Below are 21,384 nucleotides of genomic sequence, written 5' to 3' on the forward strand. Positions count from 1 at the left end.
CTCCTAACTCCAGGCGCCGCCCGAGCGCCGCTCGGCGCCGCCCCGCCCCAGCGCCTCCTGCACGGCCAAGATCAGCGAGACCCGCGTGAAGGGCTTGTGCAGGAAGGCCCGGCTGCCGTCGAGCACGCCGTGGCGCATGATCGCGTCGTCCGTGTACCCCGACATGTAGAGCACCCGCATCCGCGGGTGGCGCTCGAGCAGCTCGTCCGCGACCACGCGCCCGTTGGCGCCGGGCATGACCACGTCGATGAGCAGCAGGTCGATGGTCTCGGCGCGATCCGCCACGCGCCGCGCCTCCTCGCCGTCGCTGGCGCGCAGCACCGTGTAGCCCTGGCGCGCGAGCACCCGCGCCGCCAGGCGTGCGACCGCGGGCTCATCCTCGACCACGAGGACCGTCGCGTCTCCCGAGGTCATGTCCACCGGCATGCGCACCGGCCCGGACTGCTCGCGCACGACGGTGGCCACCGGCAAGATGATCGAGAAGCACGCGCCCTCACTGGGGCGGCTGTTCACGCGGACCACTCCGCCGCTTTGCTCGACGATCCCGAGCACCGTCGACAGGCCCAGGCCGGTGCCCTCGCCGGGCGCCTTGGTCGTATAGAAGGGCTCGAAGATCCGCGCCATCTGGTGCTCGGGGATGCCCACGCCCGAGTCCTGGATCTCCAGGACCACGTGCGCGCCCACGCCCAGGCCGAGCTCCGCGGCCGCGGCCTCGCCGAGCTGGCGGCTGCCCGTGCGCAGGGTCAAGACGCCGCCGTCGGGCATGGCGTCGCGGGCGTTGACGGCCAGGTTCATGACGACCTGCTCCATCTGCCCGGGGTCGACGTCGACCTCGAGCTTGGCGTCGGCGAGCTCGAGGGCGAGCTCGACGTGCTCGCCGATCAGCCGGCGCAGGAGCTTGACGATCTTGTTGACCAGCTCGTTGAGGTCGACGCGCTGGGGCTTGAGCACCGACTTGCGGCTGAACGCGAGCAGCTGGCGGGTGAGCTCGGCGGCCCGCTCGGCGGCCTCGATGATCTCGGCCAGGGCCGAGGCCGCGGGGTGGTCCTCGCCGATCTCCAGGCTCGCCAGCTCGCTCGCGCCGAACACCACGGTCAGCAGGTTGTTGAAGTCGTGGGCGACGCCGCCGGCGAGGGTGCCGATGGCCTGCATCTTCTGGGCCTGGTGGAGCTGCTCTTCGAGGTGGACCTGGTCCGTGCGGTCGGTGGTGATCATCGTGACCCGCTCGATCTCGTCGCCGCGCTTGATCGGGCCGAGGCGCGTGGTCATGTGGCGCTGCTCCCCCGTGGGCAGGCGATAGACCGACTCGTAGCTGCCGTGGCCGCCGGTCTCGAACACCAGCTCGATCGCGCGGTGGGTCTTGTCGACGACGTCCGGGGGCACGAAGGCCTCGACGTGGGCGCCGAACACCGAGTCGGGCTTCAGGCCAAATTCGACGCGGTTGACGAACTCGAAGCGGTGCTCGCGGTCGATGATCGCGATGAAGTCCGGGGCGTTGTCGACCAGCGAGCGCCAGCGGGCCTCGCTGGTGCGCAGCACGTCGAACAGGCGCAGGTTCTCGAGGGCGATGATCGCCTGGCGGGCGAGGGTCGAGAGCACCTCGAGGTCGAGGGTCGAGAACACGCCCTCGAGCACGCGGTTTTCGAGGTAGAGCACCCCGGCGGGGCCGCCCTGGACGACGATCGGCAGCGCGAGGATCGAGCGCGGGCCGTGCTCGACGACCCGGCGCTCGCGGACGCAGCGCTCGTCGACGGGGGCGTCGTCGACGACCACCGCCTCGGCGCTGTCCCGGGCCGCGCGGATCAAGCCGACGACCACGAGCTCGTCGCTGCCCGTGAGCGGCCGGGCCTTGGGTAGGCGCACGCCCTCGCGGCCGTGCTCGAGCAGGCCGACCAGCTCCGGGCCGCCGTCGGCCTCGAGCACGAGCGCGCCCCGGTCGGCGCCGGCGTTCTCGATGCTCCCGCGCAGCAGGTTGTCGATCACCGCGGCGGTGCTGCTGGCCTCGGCCAGCGCCTGGGAGAGCTTGACCACGCTGGCGACGTCGAGGGTCTGGAGGCCCTCGTCCTCGGTCTCGTGGGCCGTGGTCGACTCGACGCGCACGACCTCGTCGCCGGCGCGCAGGAGCTCGTCGAAGCGCTCGAGCACCGCCCGCGCGCCCCAGCGCGCGTAGCAGCGCCGGGCCTGCTCGAGGTAGCCCACGGCGAACTTGGAGCGGCCCTGGATGCGCAGGATCTTCGCGGCCTTCTCGTTGGCCATGGCCTCGAAGTGGACCAGGCCCGCGGCCGCGGCCGCGTCCGCGGCCTCGTCGAAGCAGGTGAAGGCGCGCTCGAGCTGGCCCACGGCCCGCGACCAGCTGCCCTCGACAAGCAGGCGCAGGGGACGAGCGAGCTCGGCGCAGCTGGTCTCCCAGCGCCGCATGTGCACGAGGCGATCTTCGACCTCGACGTCGAGGTCCGCGCGCGCCTCCGGGTCGAGCGCCTCGTAGCCGCGACAGACGATGATCAGGCTCATCGCCGCCTCGATCTCGGTGAACACCGAGCCGGCCCCGGCCCCGGCCGCGCGCGCCTCGGCGACCTCGGCGATGCAGCTGCGCGCGTGCTCCTCGGCGCCCAGGAACCACGCGGCGAAGGCCAGCGCCGCCCGGGAGAAGTAGAAGTTCGTCGACGACAGCTCCGCGGCCGGCGGCGGCTCGGGCAGGCTGACCCGCGGATCCATGAGCGCCCGCTGAGCGTCGCGGACCATCTCCATGATCATGCACTGCGAGCGCGAGCCCATCGTCCGCAGGAAGGCCAGGGCGAGCACGGGATACTCGACGGCCTCGGGCAAGGGCACGCCCAGCGCCAGGCCCACGTAGACCCGCGAGGTCACGGCGTAGCCGGCGTCGACGTAGCGCCCGGCGCTGCGCAGGTGGGCGTGGGCGCGCTCGAGGGTGTCGAGGCTCGAGCCCAGCGGCGCCACCCAGGGCTGGACCGTGGCCGCGTAGATCAAGCTGGCCACGTCGAAGAGCACGCTCGCGGGGAAGCGCTCGAAGAGCGCGAAGCCGATCTCGGCCTGACGCCGGGCTCCGGCGTAGTCGTCGATGTTGGCCAGGAAGACCGCGAGCTGCACGAAGCAGGTCGCCGAGATGTCGCTCTGGCCGTGCTCGAGGGATAGATCGAGCACGATCGACACCAGCCCGACCATCAGCCCGATGTCCCCGGACATGTAGGCCGGGTTGGTGCCCGCGAGCAGCAGCGCGAACAGAGCCTCGAGCTCGGGGTCGTCGAGCAGCGGGCCGCGGCTGATCTCGCTGGGCTCGATGGCCTCGAGGCGCGCGAGCAGCTGGTCGAGCTGGGCCTCGGCCCAGATCCGCGGGGCGCCGCGGCGCAGCTCGAGCTCGTACAGCCGCGCCGCCTCGAGCACGACCTCGAGCGCCGCCTCGGCGTCGCCGGGGACCATGAAGAGCTTGGCGCGGCTGAGCAGCAGCCGGGTCTGCTCGAGGCGCGAGCTCGCCTGGGCGCGGGCCTCGACGTAGGCGCGCACGGCCTGGTCGAGGGAGCCAGCCATGAACGCGCACTCGGCCAGGCCGAGCAGCGCGTCGAAGCGCACGGCGTGCTCCTCCTCGTCGTCGAGCAGGCGCGTGGCCGTGGCGTAGTCCCGGGCCGCGCCGTCGAAGACCGCGGCCGCCCGGGCGCGCTCCGCCGCGCGCATGCACAGCTGGGCGAAGCGAGCCCGCTCCTCGCCCTCGGTGATCAGCTCGACCGCCCGGGCGACGTGCTCGGCGACGGCGTGGACCGTCTCCCAGTCGTCGGCGTGGCCCAGGCGCCTGGCGATCGCCAGGTGCAGCGCCCCGCTGTCGCCCTCGAGGCTCTGGGCCGCGACCCGGCGGACCCGCTCGTGGACGAAGCGGTAGCGGCCCGCCTCGCGCTCGTGCTGCGCCGGCAGCAAGAAGCCCGCGGCCAGGGCCGAGGCCAGCACCCAGCCCACGCTGGCCGCGTCCTCGTCGGCGACCATGGCCAGCGCCGCCTGGTCGAAGTGCACGCCCAGGTGCGCGGCGAGGCCGAGGAGCTGGCGGCTCTGCTCGGGCAGCTCGTGGAAGCGCTCGGCGAGGAAGTCGAGCACGTCGCCGCTGCTCTGCTGGGCCCGGGCGCGCTCGAGGTCGACGTGCCAGGTCCCCGTGGCCCGGTCGATGGCGAGCACGCCGGTGTCGTGGAGCGCGACGATGAACTGACCGAGGTAGAGGGGGATGCCCCGGGTCCGCTCCATGAGCAGGCGGGTGAAGGCGTCGGTCTGGGCCGAGCCGCCGAGCAGCGCCTCGGCCCACTGGCGGACCTGCGCGGCCCCGAGCGGGCCGACGGGGATCTCGACCTGCTCGCAGCCCACGGCCTCGAGGCGCCCGCGGATCGGGCTGGGCTCGCCGCCGATCTCGTCGCGCAGCGAGGCGATGACCAGCAGCGAGCGCGCCTCGCCCTCGGCCCCGGGCTCGAGCAGGCGCTCGATCAGCCGCAGGCAGGTCTCGTCGGCCCACTGGAGATCGTCGATGAAGATCACCAGCTCGCGCTCGGGCAGGAGCAGCGCGCTGATCAGCCGCGAGACCGCCTCCCAAAAGCGCGCCCGGAGCTCGCCGGGGCCGACCGTGGCCAGGGGCGCGTCGACCTCGAGCATCTCGGCGTGGGCCGGCCAGAGCTCCGCGAGCAGCGCCGCGAGGTCGCCCAGGCGATCGCGCAGGCGCTCGCGGACCGCCGCGCGCAGGTCCGCGGGGCCCTGGGCGTAGCGGCGCAGCAGCCCGCCGAGGATCGCCTCGACGGCGGCCAGCGGCTCACCTGGCTCGAGCTCCGCGACGTACTCGATGTAGTCGGCCGAGTCCTCCTCGAGGCTCCCGCACAGGTCGCGGACCAGGCTGGTCTTGCCGCAGCCCGTGGGCCCCGAGAGCAGGACCAGCACCGGGCCGAGGCAGGCCCGCGCCCGCGCCGTGGTCAGGCGGTCGCGCTGGGCTTCCCGGCCGTAGAGGCGCTGGGGCATGCGCAGCTGCTCCGAAGGGTCGACCGAGGCGAGCTCGAAGTCGACGACCTCGCCGCCGCGCTCGATCTCTTGCAGGCAGCGCTCGAGGTCCCGGCGCAGGCCGAAGGCGCCCTGGTAGCGATCGCTCGCGGACTTGGCCAGGAGCTTGGCGACGATCCCGGCGACCGGCGCCGGCACGCTGGGGTCGCGCCGGTCGAGGCGCTCGGGCACCCGGGCGATGTGGGCGTGGATCAGCTCGCTGCGGTCGCCCGAGTCGCCAAAGGGCGGCTCCCCCGTCAGCATCCAGTACATCGTCGCGCCCAGGCAGTAGTAGTCGCTGCGGTAGTCGACGACCCGGTTGACCCGCCCGGTCAGCTCCGGGGCCATGAACTCGGGCGTGCCCTCGAGGCGGCCCCGGGACCCCGCCCGCGCCCCGTTGCTCACCACGGTGGTCGCGATGCCGAAGTCGATGATCGAGACCTGGGACAAGGTCCCGTCGACCAGAACATTGTCCGGCTTGAGATCTCGATGAATCACCCCGTGGCCGTGGAGCATGGTCAGGGCGTCGAGCAGGCGCAGCGTCACGTGCAGCGCCTCGGCCAGAGTCAGGCCCTGGTCGTCGGCGTGCTCGCGCAGGGATCGCCAGCCGAGATCTTCGAAGACCAGGGCCACGCCCTCGGGGCCGTCGTCGAACTCGAGCAGGCGCGGGCGGTGGTCACCCGCGAGGCGATCATAGATCTCGCGCTCGTTGAGGAAGCGGGCCAAGAAGGCCTCGCGCTCGAGGTTCTGCGCGGGCTGTTTGACGATCACCGATCGGCCGAGAGGATCACGACGTCGCGAGACCACGCTGCGTCCCGACTCGCACAGGGTTTCGATGAGTCGATAGCCCTTCGGCGCCATTCGGTGTCATGCTACGACGTAGATTTCATGGCTGCACCACCGCAGAGCCCCCTCGCAGGACGCACAATTTGATCGGCGAGGATCGGTTCTTGCTACACCCTCACGCCGTGTCAGACTCACCCCCGCGCTCGCTCGCTTTCGCCCTGGGACTTGCCCTGAGTGTCGCTCCCGCGTGCCGCTCGGGCGACGGTGGCAGCGACAACGCAGCCAGCGTCAGCCCCTTCGCCGCGCGGGCCGGGCAGGTCGTGATCCAGCCGGCCCCCGAGCACCTGCGTGGCCGCGTCGCCCTGCCCGCCGGCGCCAGGGTCTACACCCGCCCCTCGTTCTCCAGCCCGAGCTACGAGCTGCGCCTGCCACAGCCCCCCCTCTCGGCCGGCGAGGCACCTCCCCGAGCGCGGGCTTTGCGTGTCGTCGGCGTCATCGAGGCGCCTGCCGGCGATCTGAGCGCCATCGGCAATTTTCTGGCCGTCACCAACGATCTCGCGAACGAGGCGGACTCGCCCGGCTGCGGCCTCGCGCCGCGGGGCATCGAGCACCTGCGGATGCTGCTCTTCGTGCCAGAGGTCCACCTCGCCGAGATCATCCGCGAGCCGCTCGAGCTCGTTCCCCTGCCCGGTCCACAGACCGACACGAGCGAGCGCCTGCGGGTCGCCCCTGGTGCGCGCGTGGGTCCGCCCCTGGTGGCGCGAGGCATGCCCACGCCGCCCCCCGGCGCGCGCTGGCGCTGGGTCGACGCCGACGGCGTGCGTACCATCGCCCCCGTCCCAGACGCGGCCGTGGGCAAGGCCTGGGATCCGAGCCGCGGCCTGCCCGCGCCCGAGGGCGGCGCCCAACCAGGAGATCCCCTGATGCGCGACGCCGAGGGCTCGACCTTGTGGCTCCGCGACGAGGGCGGCGAGTCGGTCGCGCTCAGCGTGCGCAACAGCTGTGGCGAGCACGATCGCCTGGTCGACGCCCCCGGCGAGGTCGAGGACCTCCGCGCCCTCGCCCTCGACGTGTTCTACGACCAGCGCCCCCCCGCCGAGCCCCCGCCCGCCATCGAGCCCGACGCCGACTTTTTGATCCCCTCGGGCGAGCCGCTGCGCTGGCCCGACGGCGACCTCGCCGGCGAGCTGCTCCGCGACTGGTCCATCGCCCTCGGCGTCGGCCAGACCTGGAACGATCTGCGCTGCTTCGCCCTCCCCCTCGGCCCCGAGCTCGAGCCCTTCGAGCGCGAGGCGCTGATCTGCGTGCGCCCCGACTCCCTGGTCGCCCTCGACCCCGTGGAGAACGGCGACGTCTTTGGACGCAGCGAGCTGTTCGAGCTCGGCGGCACCGTCGAGCTCGGCCCCGTCCTCCCGCTCACCGGTGGTCCCTGGGACGACTCGTCACTGCGGACCCTGCTCAACCGACATCATGACAGCGTGGGCGAGTGCCTGCGCTCCCTGGCCGGCGACGAGCTGGCGATCACCGGCTCGCGCTGGGAGCTGGCCCTGACCGTCGACGAGGACGGCCACGTCGACGACCTGAACATCGACGCCCTCGGGCCCAGCAACCACGCCGTCGAGGACTGCCTGCGCGCCGAGGTCTTCACCTGGACGCTGCCGCCGGCCGCAGGCGAGCTGGTGATCCCCGTGACCTTGGGCTCCTGGTCACAGGGGGGCGAGGGCGACGCTCTCGACCCCGACGCAGATCCCGACGCACTCGATCCCAACGCACTCGATCCCGACGCACTCGATCCCGACGCGGACCCCGACGCAGCCGAGCCCGAGCCCGAGCCCGAGCCCGAGCCCGAGCGAGGCAAGGTCTTCATCATCCGCGACGAGGAAGACGACGCAGACCTCGAAGAGCTCGAGCCCTCCCCCTGATCTCGCTGAGCTCGCTCAGCTCCCCGGTCTCGCTGACCTCGCGGACCTGTCGACGCCACCGCAGGCCAGCGCGAAGTGGCGGCCGGCCCCGCCGATCCCGACCGCCCGATCCGGCACCCTCCTCGCCTAGGAGCCCGTCAACTCGGCGCCCCACGATCCCCCAGCACCGCCCGCGGCCGCGCCTGCACACCTCGAACTCGACGCCACGCAGCGTCGCCGCGACCCCCCTTGCACGCCGCCAGCGTGGCCAGCCGGGCCCACCACCGCGGCCAGTCACGCCCCCCGCCCGCATGTCCGGGCGTGTTACTACCCATGGCGTGGTGCCCATCGACGAGGTCCGGCTGGCCTTCGACGCGAACGTGCTCTTCGTGCTCGAGATCATCCTCGGCTTCGTGATGTTCGGCGTCGCCCTCGACCTCGAGCTCGACGACTTTCGCCACCTGCTGCGCTCGCCCAAGGCCCCGCTGGTCGGGCTCTTGTGCCAGTTCCTGCTCCTGCCCGCGCTGACCTGGGCGCTGAGCCGCGGCCTGCTCGCGATCGGCCTGATCCCCCCGAGCATGGCCCTGGGCATGATCCTCGTCGCCGCCTGCCCCGGCGGCAACATGTCGAACTTCCTGACCCACCTCGCCGGGGGCCGCACCACGACCTCGATCGGCATGACCGCGGTCTCGACCGCCGCCGCCGTCGTCATGACCCCGCTCAACATCGGGCTGTGGGGCGGGCTGTCTCCCGACACCGCCGCGATCCTCACCGAGGTCGCCCTCGAGCCGATCGACATGCTGCGCTCGGTCACGCTGATCCTCGGCGTGCCCCTGGTCGCCGGCGTGTTCGTGTCCACGCGCCTGCCTGCGCTCGCCGCCAAGCTCCACCCGCCCTTCAAGTGGCTGTCGCTGCTCTTCTTCGTCAGCTTCGTGTTCATGGCGATCCACGCCAACTTCGACGCCTTCGTCACCTACCTGCCCGCGGTCTTCGTGCCCGTGGCGATCATGAACGCCCTGGCCCTCGCGCTCGGCTGGAGTTCGGCGTGGCTGATCGGCCTCGACGGCCCAGACCGCCGGGCCGTGTCGATCGAGGTCGGGATTCAAAATTCGGGGCTGGGGCTGGTGCTGATCTTCGGCTTCTTCGAGGGCTTGGGCGGGCTGGCGCTGATCGCCGCGTGGTGGGGGGTCTGGCACATCATCGCGGGGCTGAGCCTCGCGGGGCTGTGGACCCGCCACGACCGCCGGGCCGCTGCCGCGACCTAGGAGCCCGTGGTGAAACCCAACACGACACCTCGCTTGGTCTTTTCGCCGAGGGCTTTGTCGCCAAAACTGGCAGTACGCCCGGTACAGCGGCGTTTTGGCTTCGCGCCCTCGACGAAAACCCCAGCGCGAGGAGCCGCGCTGGGTTCCACCACGGGCTCCTAGGAGTTCCGGATCTCGGATGCCGGGGATGCCGCGTCGCCGCAGGACGCAGGCATCGCCAGCAGACGCTGCTATGGTCCCCCGGTGCAGGAGATCGTCCTCGTTCGCCACGGCGAGACCCTCGGCCAGTCCTCGATCCGCCTCTACGGCGCGACCGACGTCGAGCTCTCCCCCGAGGGTGAGGCCCAGGTCGCCGCGGCCGGCCGTGCCCTCGCCGGCGCGCGCTTCGATCGCGTGTTCACCAGCCCCCTGTCTCGCGCCCGGCGCTCGACGGAGATCGTCCTCGCCAACATCCCCCACCCGCCGGTCGGCGTCGAGGTCGTCGAGGGCTTCCGCGAGGTCGACTTTGGCCGCTGGGAGGGCTGGACCTGGGCCGAGGTCGAGGCCAGGGATCCCGAGGGCTTCGCCAGCTTCCACCGCGAGGGGCCCAATTTCTCGTACCCCACCGGCGAGTCGCGGCGGGGCTTCGTCGACCGGGTTCAGGCCGCCGTCGGGCCGAGCCTCGAGGCCGCCCTCGGCGAGGGCGCCCAGCGCCTGCTCGTCGTCGTCCACAAGGGCGTGATCAAGGCGATCGCTGCGCGCCTGCTCGGCGTCCCCGTCCACGAGCTGGCCAGCGAGTGGGATCCGGCCCTGGGCAGCGTCCACCGCCTGCGCGCGGCGCCCATGCACACGCGCGCCGACTCGCGTCGCCACTGGGAGCGCGCGTCATGAATTTCTTCGCCCACGCCGTGCTCGCCGCTCGCCGCAGCGAGTCCCCCAGCTGGATCGTCGGCGCCATGGCTCCCGACTTCGCGAGCATGGCCGGCATGCGTCTGGTCGGCATCGAAGACGACGACGAACTCGCCCGCGGCGTCGACTTTCACCACCGCAGCGACGACGCCTTCCACGGCGCGCCGATCTTCGTCGAGCTCATGGAGGACGCCCGCGTCGAGCTCGAGGCGCGCGGCCTGGGCTTTGGCCCGGCCGCCGCGATCGGCCACGTCGGCGTCGAGCTGCTCCTCGACGGCCTGCTCGTCGACCGCCTCGGCGTGCTGCCCAGCTACCGCGCGGCCATGGCCGCCGCCGCCGAGCTCGACCAGAACCTGCGCTTTCACGACCTCGGCCGCTTCGAGGGCTGCCGACGCTGGCGCACGCTGTGTGGCCGGCTCCGCGACGCGCCCCTGCCCGAGAGCTACCAGGCCCCCGACTTCGTCGCCGACCGGCTGATCTGGATCCTCGCCAAGCGCCCGCGCCTGGCGGTCGAGGCCGGCAACGAGCCCGAGGTCTTCGCCTGGGCTGCGCGCGCCCGCGGACTCGTCGACGCCCGCGCCGACGCGCTCATGGATCAGGTCGAGGCCCGGCTGGCCGCGTCCTGACTCAGAGTCTGTGATTTTTTCCCGCGCGTCGTCAGGTGCGTCGCTGGGCCCCGAGACCCAGGACCGGAGCCGAAGGCATACCCGGTGTATTTCGAGGCTTCGGGACACCGGGATCGGGGTCCAGGGGCGTGCATGGCGTCGTGGGGGAAAGATTCACAGACTCTCAGCCCTGCTCGTGAAACCACGCCAGGGCCTCCTCCTCCTTGGCGAGGAAGCGGACCTTGGCCGAGCGCCCGTGCAAGGTCACGATGATCCGCGCGACGATCCGGCTGGCGTTGCTCATCCCGACGAAGGCGAGCTTCTCGTAGTCCAAGGTGACCCCGCGGCGCTCGAGCACCTCCCGCGACTCGCGGTTGGCCGGCTGCGGGCTCCTGCGGTGATCGACGAGCAGCAGCCGCCTGGGTTTGTCTGCGAACACCTCGGTGAGATCGTCCATCAACAGCTCGGCCTGCGCCGCCGAGAGCTCGTCGACGAGCTCCATGCGCGCGCAGCCGTTGGCCGCGTCCCACCAGCAGCGATGCTCTCCCCTGTTCATGCTCGACCTTGCTCCTTGGCCATGATCTTCAGACAAGCCGCGAGGCTCTGCTTGAGGTTGCGGTGGGTCTGGACGCCCGCGAGCCCCTCCTGGAGGTGCGCGAGGGTCAGCGCGACCTCGGGCTGAATGCCCGAGAGCAGGCACTCGACCCCGAGCAGCCGCGCGGCCTGGATCACCTGCATCAGCCGCCCCGCCGTGTGCGTGTCGACGATCTCGATGCCCGTGAGATCGAGGATCACGAAGCGCACCTTGCTGGCGTGGACCTCGTCGAGCATGCGCTTGGACAGGCTCTCCGCCCGGGTGTCGTCGAGGCTGCCGATGATCGGCAGCGCGAGGATCTCGTCCCACAGCTGCAGCAAGGGCGTGGACAGCTGGAGGATCGTCTCGCGCTGGCGACGGATCAGCTCGGCCTGGGCGGTGAGCTCCTCGAGCTTGACCTGGAGCTCGTCGCGGGCGGTCTGGGCCCGGGCGATCTCCTCGACCAAGTCGTGGAGCACGACGTTCACCCCGACCTCGATGGCCGCGAGCGGATCGTCCCGGGTGATCTCGATCGGCCGAACGTCGCCGGCCGCCGCGGCCGCGAGGTGCTCTTCGAGCTTGAGTAGGCGGGCGTCGATGTCCTCGATCACCATGATTCGAATGCGCGCAGCCCAAGGCTGCACTCGAAAGCAGCATAGTCGGATCCATCGGCACCAACCAGGCGTGGCGCACATCCTTCATGCGCGAACTCAACCATGACGCGCGCGATGCCACCGACGCGCGCGATGCCACGCCACGGTCAGCTTCGCGCAGCTCTGTCCCGACGCGACGAAGCCCAGCGAAACGAAGCCCAGCGAAACGAAACCCAGCGAAACGAAGCCAGTCAGACGCGCCCGGCTCAGCGCGTGACCCCGACGACGCGCCAGCTCCCGTAGCGCTTCTCGAGCATGATGATCACGGAGTCACCCGCGATCTCGAACACCGCGTAGAGCTGCTTGTCGCCCTCTTTGATCCCCGCCGGGACCGAGCCAAACTTCTTGCGCAGCCCGGCCGCCGTATAGGTGCCCGAGTGCTTGGCCGACTTGCCGCTGACCTCGTCGGAGAGGGCCTCGAGCAGCCCCGCGAGCTCGTCCTTGTTGCGCGCGGCCACGGTCGTGCCCGAGCGGAAGGGCACCGAGCTGCGGTTGGCCATGGTCGTCACCTCGCCCTTGGTGAACGCACGGACCCAGTTCTTGGCGATGGCCGTGGCGATGGGGTCGACCTCGTTGTCGTCGGACTTGGTCTCGGCGCTCTCGGCCTGGCCTGCGCCGCCCGGCGCCGGCTCGATCGCGGGCGAGCGCCCACCCGAGAGCATGCTCCCGCCCCCGCCTGCTCCACCGCCGCGCGAGCGCGACGGGCCCAGCGCGGCCCCCGGGACCGAGGGAGAGGGCACGCCGCCGCCTCCAGCCCCGCCGCCTCCAGAGCCGCCACCTCCGTAGCCCTGACCGCCGCCGCCAGAGCCGCCGCCGCCAGGCCCACGCCCGCCCGCGCCGGGCGTCCCCTTGCCCCCACCGCCAAAGCCTCCCCCACCGCTCCCGCCGGGCGCCGCGACACCCCCACCCGCACCTGGGTTGGCCGGCGCCGGCTGGGGCGCGGACGGGCGCATCGGCCCCTCCCCCCCCGACGAGATCCCAGTCCCTGCCCCACCGCGGCGCAGGGTCTGAGCCTCCTCGCCGCGCGCCGAAGACAGCGCCCCGCCTTGCTCGCGCGCCATGGCCCGCGGCCCCTCCTCGCCCGACGCTCCGCCGGCGCCGAGGATGACCTCGCGGTGCGGATCGGGGATGTCCCCCGCCCCGGCGTTATCGAGGATGAAGGGCTGGGCGCCGAAGGTGCCGCAGGCCCGCTCGTTACGGTGGAAGGCCCAGTGAATGTAGATCTTGCCGTTGCCGCTGCGGATCGCCTTGGGCGGCTCCGGGTACGGCCCGTTGGCGACCACGACCTCGCGGGCCGCCGCGTCGAAGGACGAGTTGCCCGAGTGGTGGACCGTGCGGACCTTGTCGATGGTCCCGTCGCCGTTGAGCACGATCTCCACCTTGGTCCACAAGTTGAGGTCGTTGAGCGGGTGGCTGGCGGGCTGGGTCTCGAGCGCCACGAGGTAGCCGTAGGCCCAGGCCTCGTGGATGTCGCGGTGCATCGTGGCGATGAAGCGCGCGAAGGGGTGCTTGCGCGAGTTGAGGGCGGTCTGATTGCCGACCTTGACCTCGGGCACCATGTTCTCGAGCGGCGACTGATAGGCCGCCCGCGCGTTGTCCCACATCCCCTGCTTCTTGCTCTGCTCGAGGGACTCGACGTTCTTGTGCGCGTTGTGGTCGTGGCCAAAGACCGCGTCCATCTCGCGGTGGCTGAGGCGAAACTGATAGCGAGGATCTCGGCGGGTGATCTTGGCCTGCTGGTCGCGCTCGAGCACCGTCGACGACTGCTCGCGGGCCGTGTCGACGACCCCGTCCTCGGCCTCGATGGCGAGATCGTCCTGGGCGATCATCGCCTCGCTGTGCTCGCGGGCCTCGATCTCCCGGGCCGCGAGCAGCGACTCGGGCTTGCTGTCGTTTTGCTCCGGACGCATGTCCTCCTTCTTGGGGGTCACGTCCGGCGCCTGGCGATCCTTGGCGCTGCGCTGGGTCTGCGCGTCGGCGATCTTGGTCTCCGCCGCCGTGCCCAGCTCCGGCGAGGGCGAGGGCTCGAGCTGGCTGGCCTCGGCCTCGAGCGCGTCACGCTCGAGGTTGGTCATCTCGGCGCGGGTCTGCTCCTCGACCTTGCGGTCGATGTTCGACAGATAGTCCGCGTCCTCGTTTGTCTGGTTGTCGTCGAGCTCGTCGAGCTGCTCGACCATCTTCATGTTGTTGGGCAGCGGCTCGAGCTCCGGCGGCGGCTCGGGCTGCTCCTCCGGCAGCGGCTCGGGTTCCGGCTCGGGCTCGGGTTCCGGCTCGGGCTCAGGCTCCGGCTCGACGAGTTCGAACTCCTGCTTCTCGAGCTGCTGCTCCTCCGGCGGCTCCGGCTCTTTTTCTTCGTCGAGCTCCGGCTCGGGCTCCGGCTCCTCGAGCTCGGCCTCCGTGAACTCGACGATGAACAGCTCCTCCTCGCGATCCTCCCAGGGATCCGTCTCGAGCATGTTCACCACCCCACCGACCGCGGCGAGGTTCAACGCCCCCGACGACAGCAAGAAGATCAGCGCCAGGCCCCAGGGGGGGCGCCGGCGACGCTGCTCGGAGAGGCGGTCTTGGACCCGGTGGGCCACGGCCAGAGGTTAGCAGGGAAGGCAAATCCCGGCCGCCCCCCCGCTACACATGCCCCAGCCGCCCCCTAGTGAGCCAAACCCCTACTTAACACGGCGTTTTCCGGCACCGACGCAAGCCACGCTCGCCCACTTGCCCCAGAACCACGCACCCTCGCGAGGCCCCGAGCCGAAGCACGAACGCCCAATCGAGCAAGGCCCCCACGAGCATCACGAGAGCAACCACGTCGCGAACCCGAGAGCACATCCACCGACGCGACTCGAGACCGAACGACTCGATGACGAGCCGAGCAGTCGACTCGAAACGAGCTGCTCCCCAAGCAGACCAGGCCCCCCTCTGGGGGGCCACTACGTGCTCACCGCCAACTACATACCCAGCCCATCCCCCTCGCAGAGGGGGCGTTCGTCCGCGAAGCGGACGGACGTGCATGGCCCCAGTAGCCGACGCACCGCGGGGGGCCAAAGCAGCCCGGGGCGTTCGTCCGCGGAGCGGACGGACGTGCATGGCCCCAGTAGCCAACGCACCGCGGGGGGCTAAAGCAGCCCGGGCGTTCGTCCGCGGAGCGGACGGACGTGCATGGCCCCAGTAGCCAACGCACCGCGGGGAGCTAAAGCAGCCCTGCTCCCCAAGCAGACCAGGCCCCCCTCTGGGGGGCCACTACGTGCTCACCGCCAACTACATACCCAGCCCATCCCCCTCGCAGAGGGGGCGTTCGTCCGCGGAGCGGACGGACGTGCATGGCCCCAGTAGCTGACGCACCGCGGGGGGCTAAATCAGTGCAGCTTGCGGTAGACGCCGACGACCTTGCCGAGAATGTCCACCGACCGGAACTCCGAGCGGTGCACATAGATCGGCGCCATCGTCTCGTTGGCAGGCTGCAGACGCACGCGCTCTCCCTCGTGGAAGATCCGCTTGCAGGTCGCGTCGCCGTCGATCATCACGACGACGATCTCCCCGTTCTCCGCGGTCGCCTGCTTGCGCACGAAGATGTAGTCGCCGTCGTAGATCCCGTCTTCGATCATCGAGTCACCGCGAACGATGAGCCCGAAGACCTCGCGCGAGGGGACCTTGCCGACGAAGAAGCGGTCCACGGTGACGCGGTCGCTGACGTTCTCCTGGGCGAGGATCGGCTGACCCGCGGCGACGTGGCCGACGATGGGGATGTTGACCTTGGCGTCGTCGAAGTCGACCGGCCGCAGGGCGCGGCTCTTGAGCTCTTCGCGGACCAGGTAGCCCTTGCGCTCGAGGGCCTTGAGGTGGTCGTTGACCCCGTTGGTCGAGCGGATCCCCATGTGCTCCCCGATCTCGCGCAGGGTGGGCGGGTACCCTCGCTCATCGAGGCAGTAGGTGATGAAATCGAGCGCTTCTCGCTGACGAGCGGTGAGTGGCTGTCGCACTTGTTCCCTCGGAGGCAGGGCCATCGTCGGCGTCGTCGCCGATCGCGTGGCCGGGCAGCTTGTGGCTTGGGCCGAGCGCCACAGACGCTCAGCACTGAACATGTGTAAGGAATGTCTCGCTCGAGGTCAAGCCACGAGCTGGATTGGATCGCCGCGGTCGGTTCCGGGTGGCACCCCCGCCCAACGGTGGGCGGTTGAAAAGGGCCGAGAACTGGCGAACGACGACCTGGACGTAGGATGCTGGACGTGTGGCTGGGGGCGCAAAAAAACACCGAATTTCGGATCAGTCACTGGGCCGTGACCAAGCACTCGCCGAGGAGCGGGAGCCAGACCCCAGCGCTGGGTCTGCCCCGGCCCGACCCGAGCGTCGCCGACGAGAGGATCGCCGGGATCCACGCCGCGCCCACCTCTACGCGGGGGTCGAGCGACGCAGCGGCCCACGGCGCACCGCAGAGCTGCCCAGCGCCCCCTGGCAGCGCCGCGTCGGCGTGGTCCTGGCCGCGGGGCTGGGTGTCGTCGCGGCCCTGATGCTCGGCGCGCCGCGGTCCGCGACGGAGCTGCTGCTCGCGGGGATCCCCGCGGCCGCCCTCGTCGATCCCCAGGAGCTCGCGGCGATCCAGGCCCTGCGCGACGAGGCCGAGGCGCTGACCCCCGCCGAGGTCTCCCTCGACGAGCGCGCCGCGGAGCGCTGGGCCCCCCGCGTGCCAATGATCGAGCTCGCCCGCGATGATCCACACACGCCCGAGGCGATCCGCGTCGAGCTCGACGCGACCGTCGCTGCCCTGGAACGCGTGGGCCTACTCTCCCCGCCTTGACCCGCAGCGGCCCCATCTCGCGGGTTCACCTGCCCCCGCGCCAGCCCATGCCACACTGGCGGGCATGAACACTCTCGTCCGCGCGATCATCACGGGCTTTGGCCTGCGCATCGGCTCCGAGCTCGGCAAGCTCGTCGCCAAGAAGCTCATCCCCCACGACGAGGCCAAGGACGGCGGCGACGAAGGAGAGGGGGAGGACGACTCCCTGCAGACGATCAACCCCGACGGCCCGCAGCTCTGAGCTGCCCGCGCCGGCGCCCTGTCCCTCGGCGACCAGTCGACAGCGAGGCGTGACCAGCGGGGAGCGCGACGTTGCACCGCGCACCCAGGCGGGCGCTCACTTGGACTCGTCGAAGTCGAGCTTGGGCTTGGCCGCCTTGGACACCTTGCTCGCCTTGTCCTCGGCTTCGTCGCCCTTGTCACCGCGCTCACCTTTGTCGCCGCGCTCGCCCTTGTCGCCGCGGGATCGCCAGCCCTCCCGCCTGCCGCCCTCTCGCTTGGCGTGCAGATCTTCATGGCCGACCTTGGCGTCGCTGCTGCGGATGTCCGGCTCGAGCCGGCCGTCCTCCGCACGGCGAAAGCGGATCTCGGTCTTCATCTCGATGACCAGGCCAGAGACGATCTCCTGGACCAGGTCGGCGGCGTCCATCTTGTCGAGAAAGCCGCGGACCTCGGCGGAGATCATGCGCACGAGCTCCTCCTTGGTGCCCTGAGCGACGCCCGTGACCAGACCCTGGCCGCGCTTGAAGGCGGCGCTCGGCTCCCCGATCAAGCTGGAGAAGAGCTGGTCTCCCAGGCGGCGGAAGGACCGCTCACGATCGTGCGGACCGTGCTCGCGCTCACGGGATTCGCGATCGTGCGCGCCGTGTTCGTCCTCGCCCTCCGGCGCCTCGGGCTCTTTCCCCTTGGGCTCGCTGGTCTCCGACACGCCCGAAGCTTGCGCCAGCCGCCCGCGCTTGCCAAGCGATGCGCCCGCCTGGCAGGCGTGGGCTGGGAGCGCCTGCGTGCCCTGGTCAATGTGTCAGGGCTGAGGCACAACCATGGTCGTGGCTCTTCGACCTCGCCTCGCCATCCCTGCGGCCGCACTCCTCTTCGCCGCCGGCTGCGGCTTTGGCGGCCCGCTCGTGGATCATCACGACAGCGAGACGGGAGACGACGCGGCCGAGACCGGGGGCACCGAGGGCACCGACGACACCAGCGTGTCATCTTGCGGGCCCAGCGAGGGCGTCGTCGAGTGGGTGATCGACGGCGACACCGTCGTGCTCGAGTCGGGTGAGCGGATCCGTTACCTGCTCATCGACACCACCGAGATCACCAACGGCAAGGACGAGTGCTGGGGGCAAGAGGCCAAGGAGTACAACTCGGAGCTCGTCCTCGGACAGACCGTCTCGCTCGAGTACGACGTCGAGTGCGCGGATCAATACGGGCGCCTGCTCGCCTACATCAGCGTGCAGGGCTACGAGGTCAACCGCCTGCTGGTCGAGAACGGCTACGCCTGCGTGCTGCGGATCCCGCCCAATGGGGCTGATCACTTCGCCGAGTACCAAAACCTCGAAAACGCGGCGCGCCAGGATGGGATCGGCATGTGGGGCGCCTGCGATCCCGTCCCCTGCGACTGATCGCGCCGCGATCGAGCACGAACCAGGCAGATCTCCCCGGCTCGACCCGCTCGTCGCGCCGGGAGTGATCTCTCGTGCGCGCATGCGCTCAACACCTCTCCAGTGGCCCGCTAGCGCCCAAATGATACAGATTTGCCCCACTTCCCGGCTGGGATCTCCCCCCGCTCATCTGCTATGGGGGGGGCGCCAAGAAGTTTACCCATGCGCATGCCAAGCCCGCCCCGCTCCCTCGCCTTTGCGTTCGTCTCTTTCGTCCCGCTGCTGACCGCGGGCTGCGTCGGCTTCATCTCCGAAGACGGCGATGAGAGCAGCGACGACGAGATCGACAGCACGGACTCCAGCGACGACCCCACCTCCACGGACGGGTCCGAGGGGACGACCACCGGAGGTGGGGAAGAGACCACCATCTTCGACATCCAAGGTGGCGTCATCACCCCCGAGACCGTGGTCTCCGTCAACGGCGTGGTCGTGACCTCGCCGCTCTACATCGACGAGGACGACCAAGGTGGCACCGTGTTCGTCGAGGACCCCGCGGGCGGGCAGTACTCGGGCATCTCCTTGTACCTGTGGAGCGAGGTGTCCGCGGCCGCCAACCTCCAGCCCGGCGACGTCGTCAACCTCGTCGGCCGCTACCAGGAGTTCTACGACGTCTCGCAGCTGGTGATCGAGGACATCACCGACATCACGGTCGTCGACACGGGCGCCACCATCCCCGGCCCCGACGTGGTCACGGCCGCCGAGGTCGCGCGGACCAGCGCCGGCTCCGAGCCGTGGGAGGGCGTGCGCGTGCAGATCAGCGACGCCGTGATCGACGAGGCCAACGACGGCTACGGTCAGTACCTGCTCGAGGGCGACGCCCTCGTCGGCAACCTGTTCACCGAGCTGCCCTCGGTCCAGGCCGGCGGCACCTTCGCCTCGATCACCGGGCCGCTGCACTACACCTACGGCGAGTTCAAGGTCGAGCCGACCTCCGCCGACGACCTCGCGGGCTACACGGCCCCGGCCGACCCCACCGAGGACACCGAGATCTACGACATCCAGATGGGCAGCGTGAGCGAGGACTCGCTGGTCAAGATCGAGGACGTGACCGTGAGCGCCGGGCTGACCTGGAGCGACGACTCGACCGCGACCTTCTTCATCCAGGAGCCCACCGGCGGCGCCTACTCGGGCATCCAGGTCTACGTCCAAGACAGCGCCGGGCTGTCGATCGAGCCCGGCGACCAGGTCACCGTGGTCGGCTCGTACAACGAGTACTACGACATGAGCCAGGTCACCGTGTCCGACGCCAGCAAGGTCACCGTCGGCGGCAGCGGCTCGGCCCCCTCCCCCGAGGTCGTCGACCCGGCCGACGTCGCCACCGGCGGCGCCATGGCGGAGGACTACGAGGGCGTGCTGATCCAGGTCGCGGACGTCAGCGTGACCAACGAAGACCTCGGCTACGGCGAGTTCGAGGTCACCGGCGGCCTCGTCGTCACCGACATCTTCTTCGATCAGGACTCGTGGACGCTGCCCGCCCTCGACGACGCCTATACATCGATTACCGGGCCGCTCACGTATTCTTACGAGGTCAACAAGATCGCGCCGCGCGACGCCTCGGACCTCGTCGCCAACTGATCCTCGCCCCGCCCCGTCGCTGACGCGGCGGGGCGATTCGCATCAGCATCAAGGACTCGAGATGTCTGCTCGCACACTCGTCACGCTCACCGGGCCCACGCTCACCTTCGCTCTGACCCTCGCCGCTTGTGGCCCGCGCTACGAGACCACCGAGGACTCCAACGGCGACGCCCTGACCGTGGGGGACAGCGCCGACCTCGGCGACGACGACGACACCGGGGGCGTGTGTGAAAACGACGCGGACTGTGCCGACAACCCCGCCGGCCCCGTCTGCGACGAGGCCGTGGGCCTGTGCTTCCCGGAGTGCGAGCCCGGCGACGTCGACGACTGCTACGAGGGCCCCGCGGGGACCGAGGGCGTGGGCATCTGCACGGCCGGGACCTGGACCTGCGCCCAAGACGGGACGTGGGGCGCCTGCGTGGGCGCCGTCGAGCCCAGCGCCGAGATCTGTGGCAACGACATCGACGAGGACTGCGACGGCTCGCTGGCCGACGCCGACGCCGACGGCGACGGCTGGGGCGCGTGCTCCGGCGACTGCTGCGACGACGAGCTGCTCGGCTGCGTCGACGCCCACCTCGTCAACCCCGGCGCCTTCGAGGTCGCGGGCAACGGGGTCGACGACGACTGCGACGGCGAGATCGACGAGCCCACCACGGCCTGCGACGCCGGCCTGAGCAGCAACTCCGGCGACGGCCTCGACTACGCCGCCGCCCTCGACCTTTGCGAGACCACGACCGAGAACGCCCCGCTGGCCGAGCGGCGCTGGGGCGTGATCTCGGCCGAGCTGACCCTGGCCGACGGCAGCAGCGCGCCGCTCTCGGTCCAGCACGCGATCCGCCCGGCCTTCGGCGACAACATCGTGCCCAGCGGCGGCGATCGCATGGTCGTCCTGTCCTCGGGCAACGCCGCGGCCCCCGGGCAGCAAAACCCCAGCTACGAGAAGTTCGAGAGCGGCGAGAACCTGGGCACCTCCGTGCCCGCGCCGGAGGACTGGATCGCCGCGAACGGCGGCGAGTTCCCGGCCAGCTGCGACGGCGTCAACCCCACCTCCGACACCGACGCCAACGACTCGGTGATGCTCAGCCTGCGCGTGCGCGTGCCGACCAACGCGCGCTCGTTCACCACGCGCATGTTCTTCTTCACGGCCGAGTACCCCGAGTGGGTGTGCAGCCAGTACAACGACTTCTTCGTCGCGCTGCTCGACAGCCAGGCCGTCGACAACCCCAGCGACAAGAACATCGCGATCTACGACGACAACGGGGATCAGTGGCCCGTGGGCCTGAACATCCTCAAGGCCGCGCCGGGGCTGTTTCGCTCGTGCGAGAGCGGCTACGTCGGCTGCCAGGGCGACCTCGCCGAGCAGTGGTACGACTGCATCGACGGCGCGAACCTGCTCGCGGGCACCGGCTTCGACGCCATCGACTCCAGCACCTCCTGCAACGGCAGCAGCTTCCCCGTGGGCGGCGGCACCGGCTGGTTGGAGATGGCCGGCAACGTCGAGCCGGGCGAGGTCATGGACATCCGCTTCGCCGTCTGGGACGCGGGCGGCCACCTCTTCGACGCCCTGGTCCTGCTCGACAACTGGACCTGGCAGGTCGACGCCGCCTCGCCGGGTGTGACGACCCCCTGACCACCCCGGGTGGCCCCGCGCGCGCCGCCGTGCTCTGC

At 70.9% G+C, this 21,384-nt stretch carries 15 protein-coding genes; 9 read left to right on the plus strand and 6 right to left on the minus strand.

Annotation, left to right across the window (positions count from 1 at the left end; genetic code table 11):
* Window positions 1-3: 3 nt before the first annotated feature.
* Window positions 4-5,880, minus strand: coding sequence for an AAA family ATPase (locus G6O69_RS02095; RefSeq protein ID WP_255215679.1), 5,877 nt, complete (start codon window positions 5,878-5,880; stop codon window positions 4-6).
* A 107-nt stretch (window positions 5,881-5,987) separates the two neighbouring features.
* Here G6O69_RS02095 and G6O69_RS02100 point away from each other — a divergent pair, with 107 nt between their 5' ends.
* The 4 genes from G6O69_RS02100 (at window position 5,988) to G6O69_RS02115 (ending at window position 10,485) form a co-directional block, all read left to right on the plus strand.
* Window positions 5,988-7,727, plus strand: a complete 1,740-nt coding sequence (locus tag G6O69_RS02100; RefSeq protein ID WP_172301849.1) for a hypothetical protein — start codon at window positions 5,988-5,990, stop codon at window positions 7,725-7,727.
* A 317-nt stretch (window positions 7,728-8,044) separates the two neighbouring features.
* Window positions 8,045-8,971, plus strand: a complete 927-nt coding sequence (locus G6O69_RS02105; protein WP_172301850.1) for a bile acid:sodium symporter family protein — start codon at window positions 8,045-8,047, stop codon at window positions 8,969-8,971.
* Between the two features lie 243 nt (window positions 8,972-9,214).
* A complete protein-coding gene (locus tag G6O69_RS02110; RefSeq protein WP_172301851.1) occupies window positions 9,215-9,841 on the plus strand; it encodes a histidine phosphatase family protein in 627 nt (208 codons plus the stop codon).
* A complete protein-coding gene (locus G6O69_RS02115; RefSeq protein ID WP_172301852.1) occupies window positions 9,838-10,485 on the plus strand; it encodes a hypothetical protein in 648 nt (215 codons plus the stop codon). Before G6O69_RS02110 ends, G6O69_RS02115 begins: the two co-directional genes overlap by 4 nt.
* A 163-nt stretch (window positions 10,486-10,648) precedes the next feature.
* On the opposite strand, the gene G6O69_RS02120 is transcribed toward G6O69_RS02115, so the two are convergent.
* From G6O69_RS02120 to lexA, 4 genes are all read right to left on the minus strand, one after another.
* Entirely contained in the window at window positions 10,649-11,020 is a 372-nt protein-coding gene (locus G6O69_RS02120; protein ID WP_172301853.1) for an STAS/SEC14 domain-containing protein, read from the minus strand.
* The gene (locus tag G6O69_RS02125; RefSeq protein WP_172301854.1) at window positions 11,017-11,682 is read right to left on the minus strand and encodes an STAS domain-containing protein; all 666 of its coding nucleotides are present in this window, start codon (window positions 11,680-11,682) and stop codon (window positions 11,017-11,019) included. The genes G6O69_RS02120 and G6O69_RS02125 overlap by 4 nt, the downstream gene beginning before the upstream one ends.
* 215 nt (window positions 11,683-11,897) lie before the next feature.
* Window positions 11,898-14,273 (minus strand): TonB C-terminal domain-containing protein, encoded by a 2,376-nt coding sequence (locus tag G6O69_RS41835; protein WP_172301855.1) that lies wholly within the window; start codon window positions 14,271-14,273, stop codon window positions 11,898-11,900.
* Window positions 14,274-15,044: 771 nt separating this feature from the next.
* Window positions 15,045-15,692 carry a transcriptional repressor LexA gene (gene lexA, locus G6O69_RS02135; protein WP_172301856.1) on the minus strand — a complete coding sequence of 216 codons (648 nt, stop codon included), beginning with the start codon at window positions 15,690-15,692 and terminating at the stop codon, window positions 15,045-15,047.
* Window positions 15,693-15,916: 224 nt separating this feature from the next.
* On the opposite strand from lexA, the gene G6O69_RS02140 reads away from it, so the two are divergent.
* Window positions 15,917-16,483, plus strand: coding sequence for a hypothetical protein (locus G6O69_RS02140; protein WP_172301857.1), 567 nt, complete (start codon window positions 15,917-15,919; stop codon window positions 16,481-16,483).
* Window positions 16,484-16,547: 64 nt separating this feature from the next.
* On the plus strand, window positions 16,548-16,724 hold the full coding sequence (locus tag G6O69_RS02145) for a hypothetical protein (RefSeq protein WP_172301858.1): 177 nt from the start codon (window positions 16,548-16,550) through the stop codon (window positions 16,722-16,724).
* Window positions 16,725-16,820: 96 nt separating this feature from the next.
* Here the strand turns inward: G6O69_RS02145 and G6O69_RS02150 are convergent, their stop codons facing one another.
* A complete protein-coding gene (locus G6O69_RS02150) occupies window positions 16,821-17,411 on the minus strand; it encodes a hypothetical protein (protein ID WP_172301859.1) in 591 nt (196 codons plus the stop codon).
* Between the two features lie 118 nt (window positions 17,412-17,529).
* Between G6O69_RS02150 and G6O69_RS02155 the strand changes: the two genes are divergently transcribed.
* The 3 genes from G6O69_RS02155 to G6O69_RS02165 all read left to right on the plus strand — a co-directional run bounded on the left by G6O69_RS02155 (window position 17,530) and on the right by G6O69_RS02165 (window position 21,346).
* The gene (locus G6O69_RS02155; RefSeq protein ID WP_346016995.1) at window positions 17,530-18,102 is read left to right on the plus strand and encodes a thermonuclease family protein; all 573 of its coding nucleotides are present in this window, start codon (window positions 17,530-17,532) and stop codon (window positions 18,100-18,102) included.
* Between the two features lie 201 nt (window positions 18,103-18,303).
* On the plus strand, window positions 18,304-19,716 hold the full coding sequence (locus tag G6O69_RS02160) for a hypothetical protein (protein ID WP_172301861.1): 1,413 nt from the start codon (window positions 18,304-18,306) through the stop codon (window positions 19,714-19,716).
* A 61-nt stretch (window positions 19,717-19,777) separates the two neighbouring features.
* Window positions 19,778-21,346 carry a choice-of-anchor L domain-containing protein gene (locus tag G6O69_RS02165; RefSeq protein ID WP_172301862.1) on the plus strand — a complete coding sequence of 523 codons (1,569 nt, stop codon included), beginning with the start codon at window positions 19,778-19,780 and terminating at the stop codon, window positions 21,344-21,346.
* Window positions 21,347-21,384 lie beyond the last annotated feature (38 nt).

It is taken from the genome of Pseudenhygromyxa sp. WMMC2535 (genome assembly GCF_011083025.2).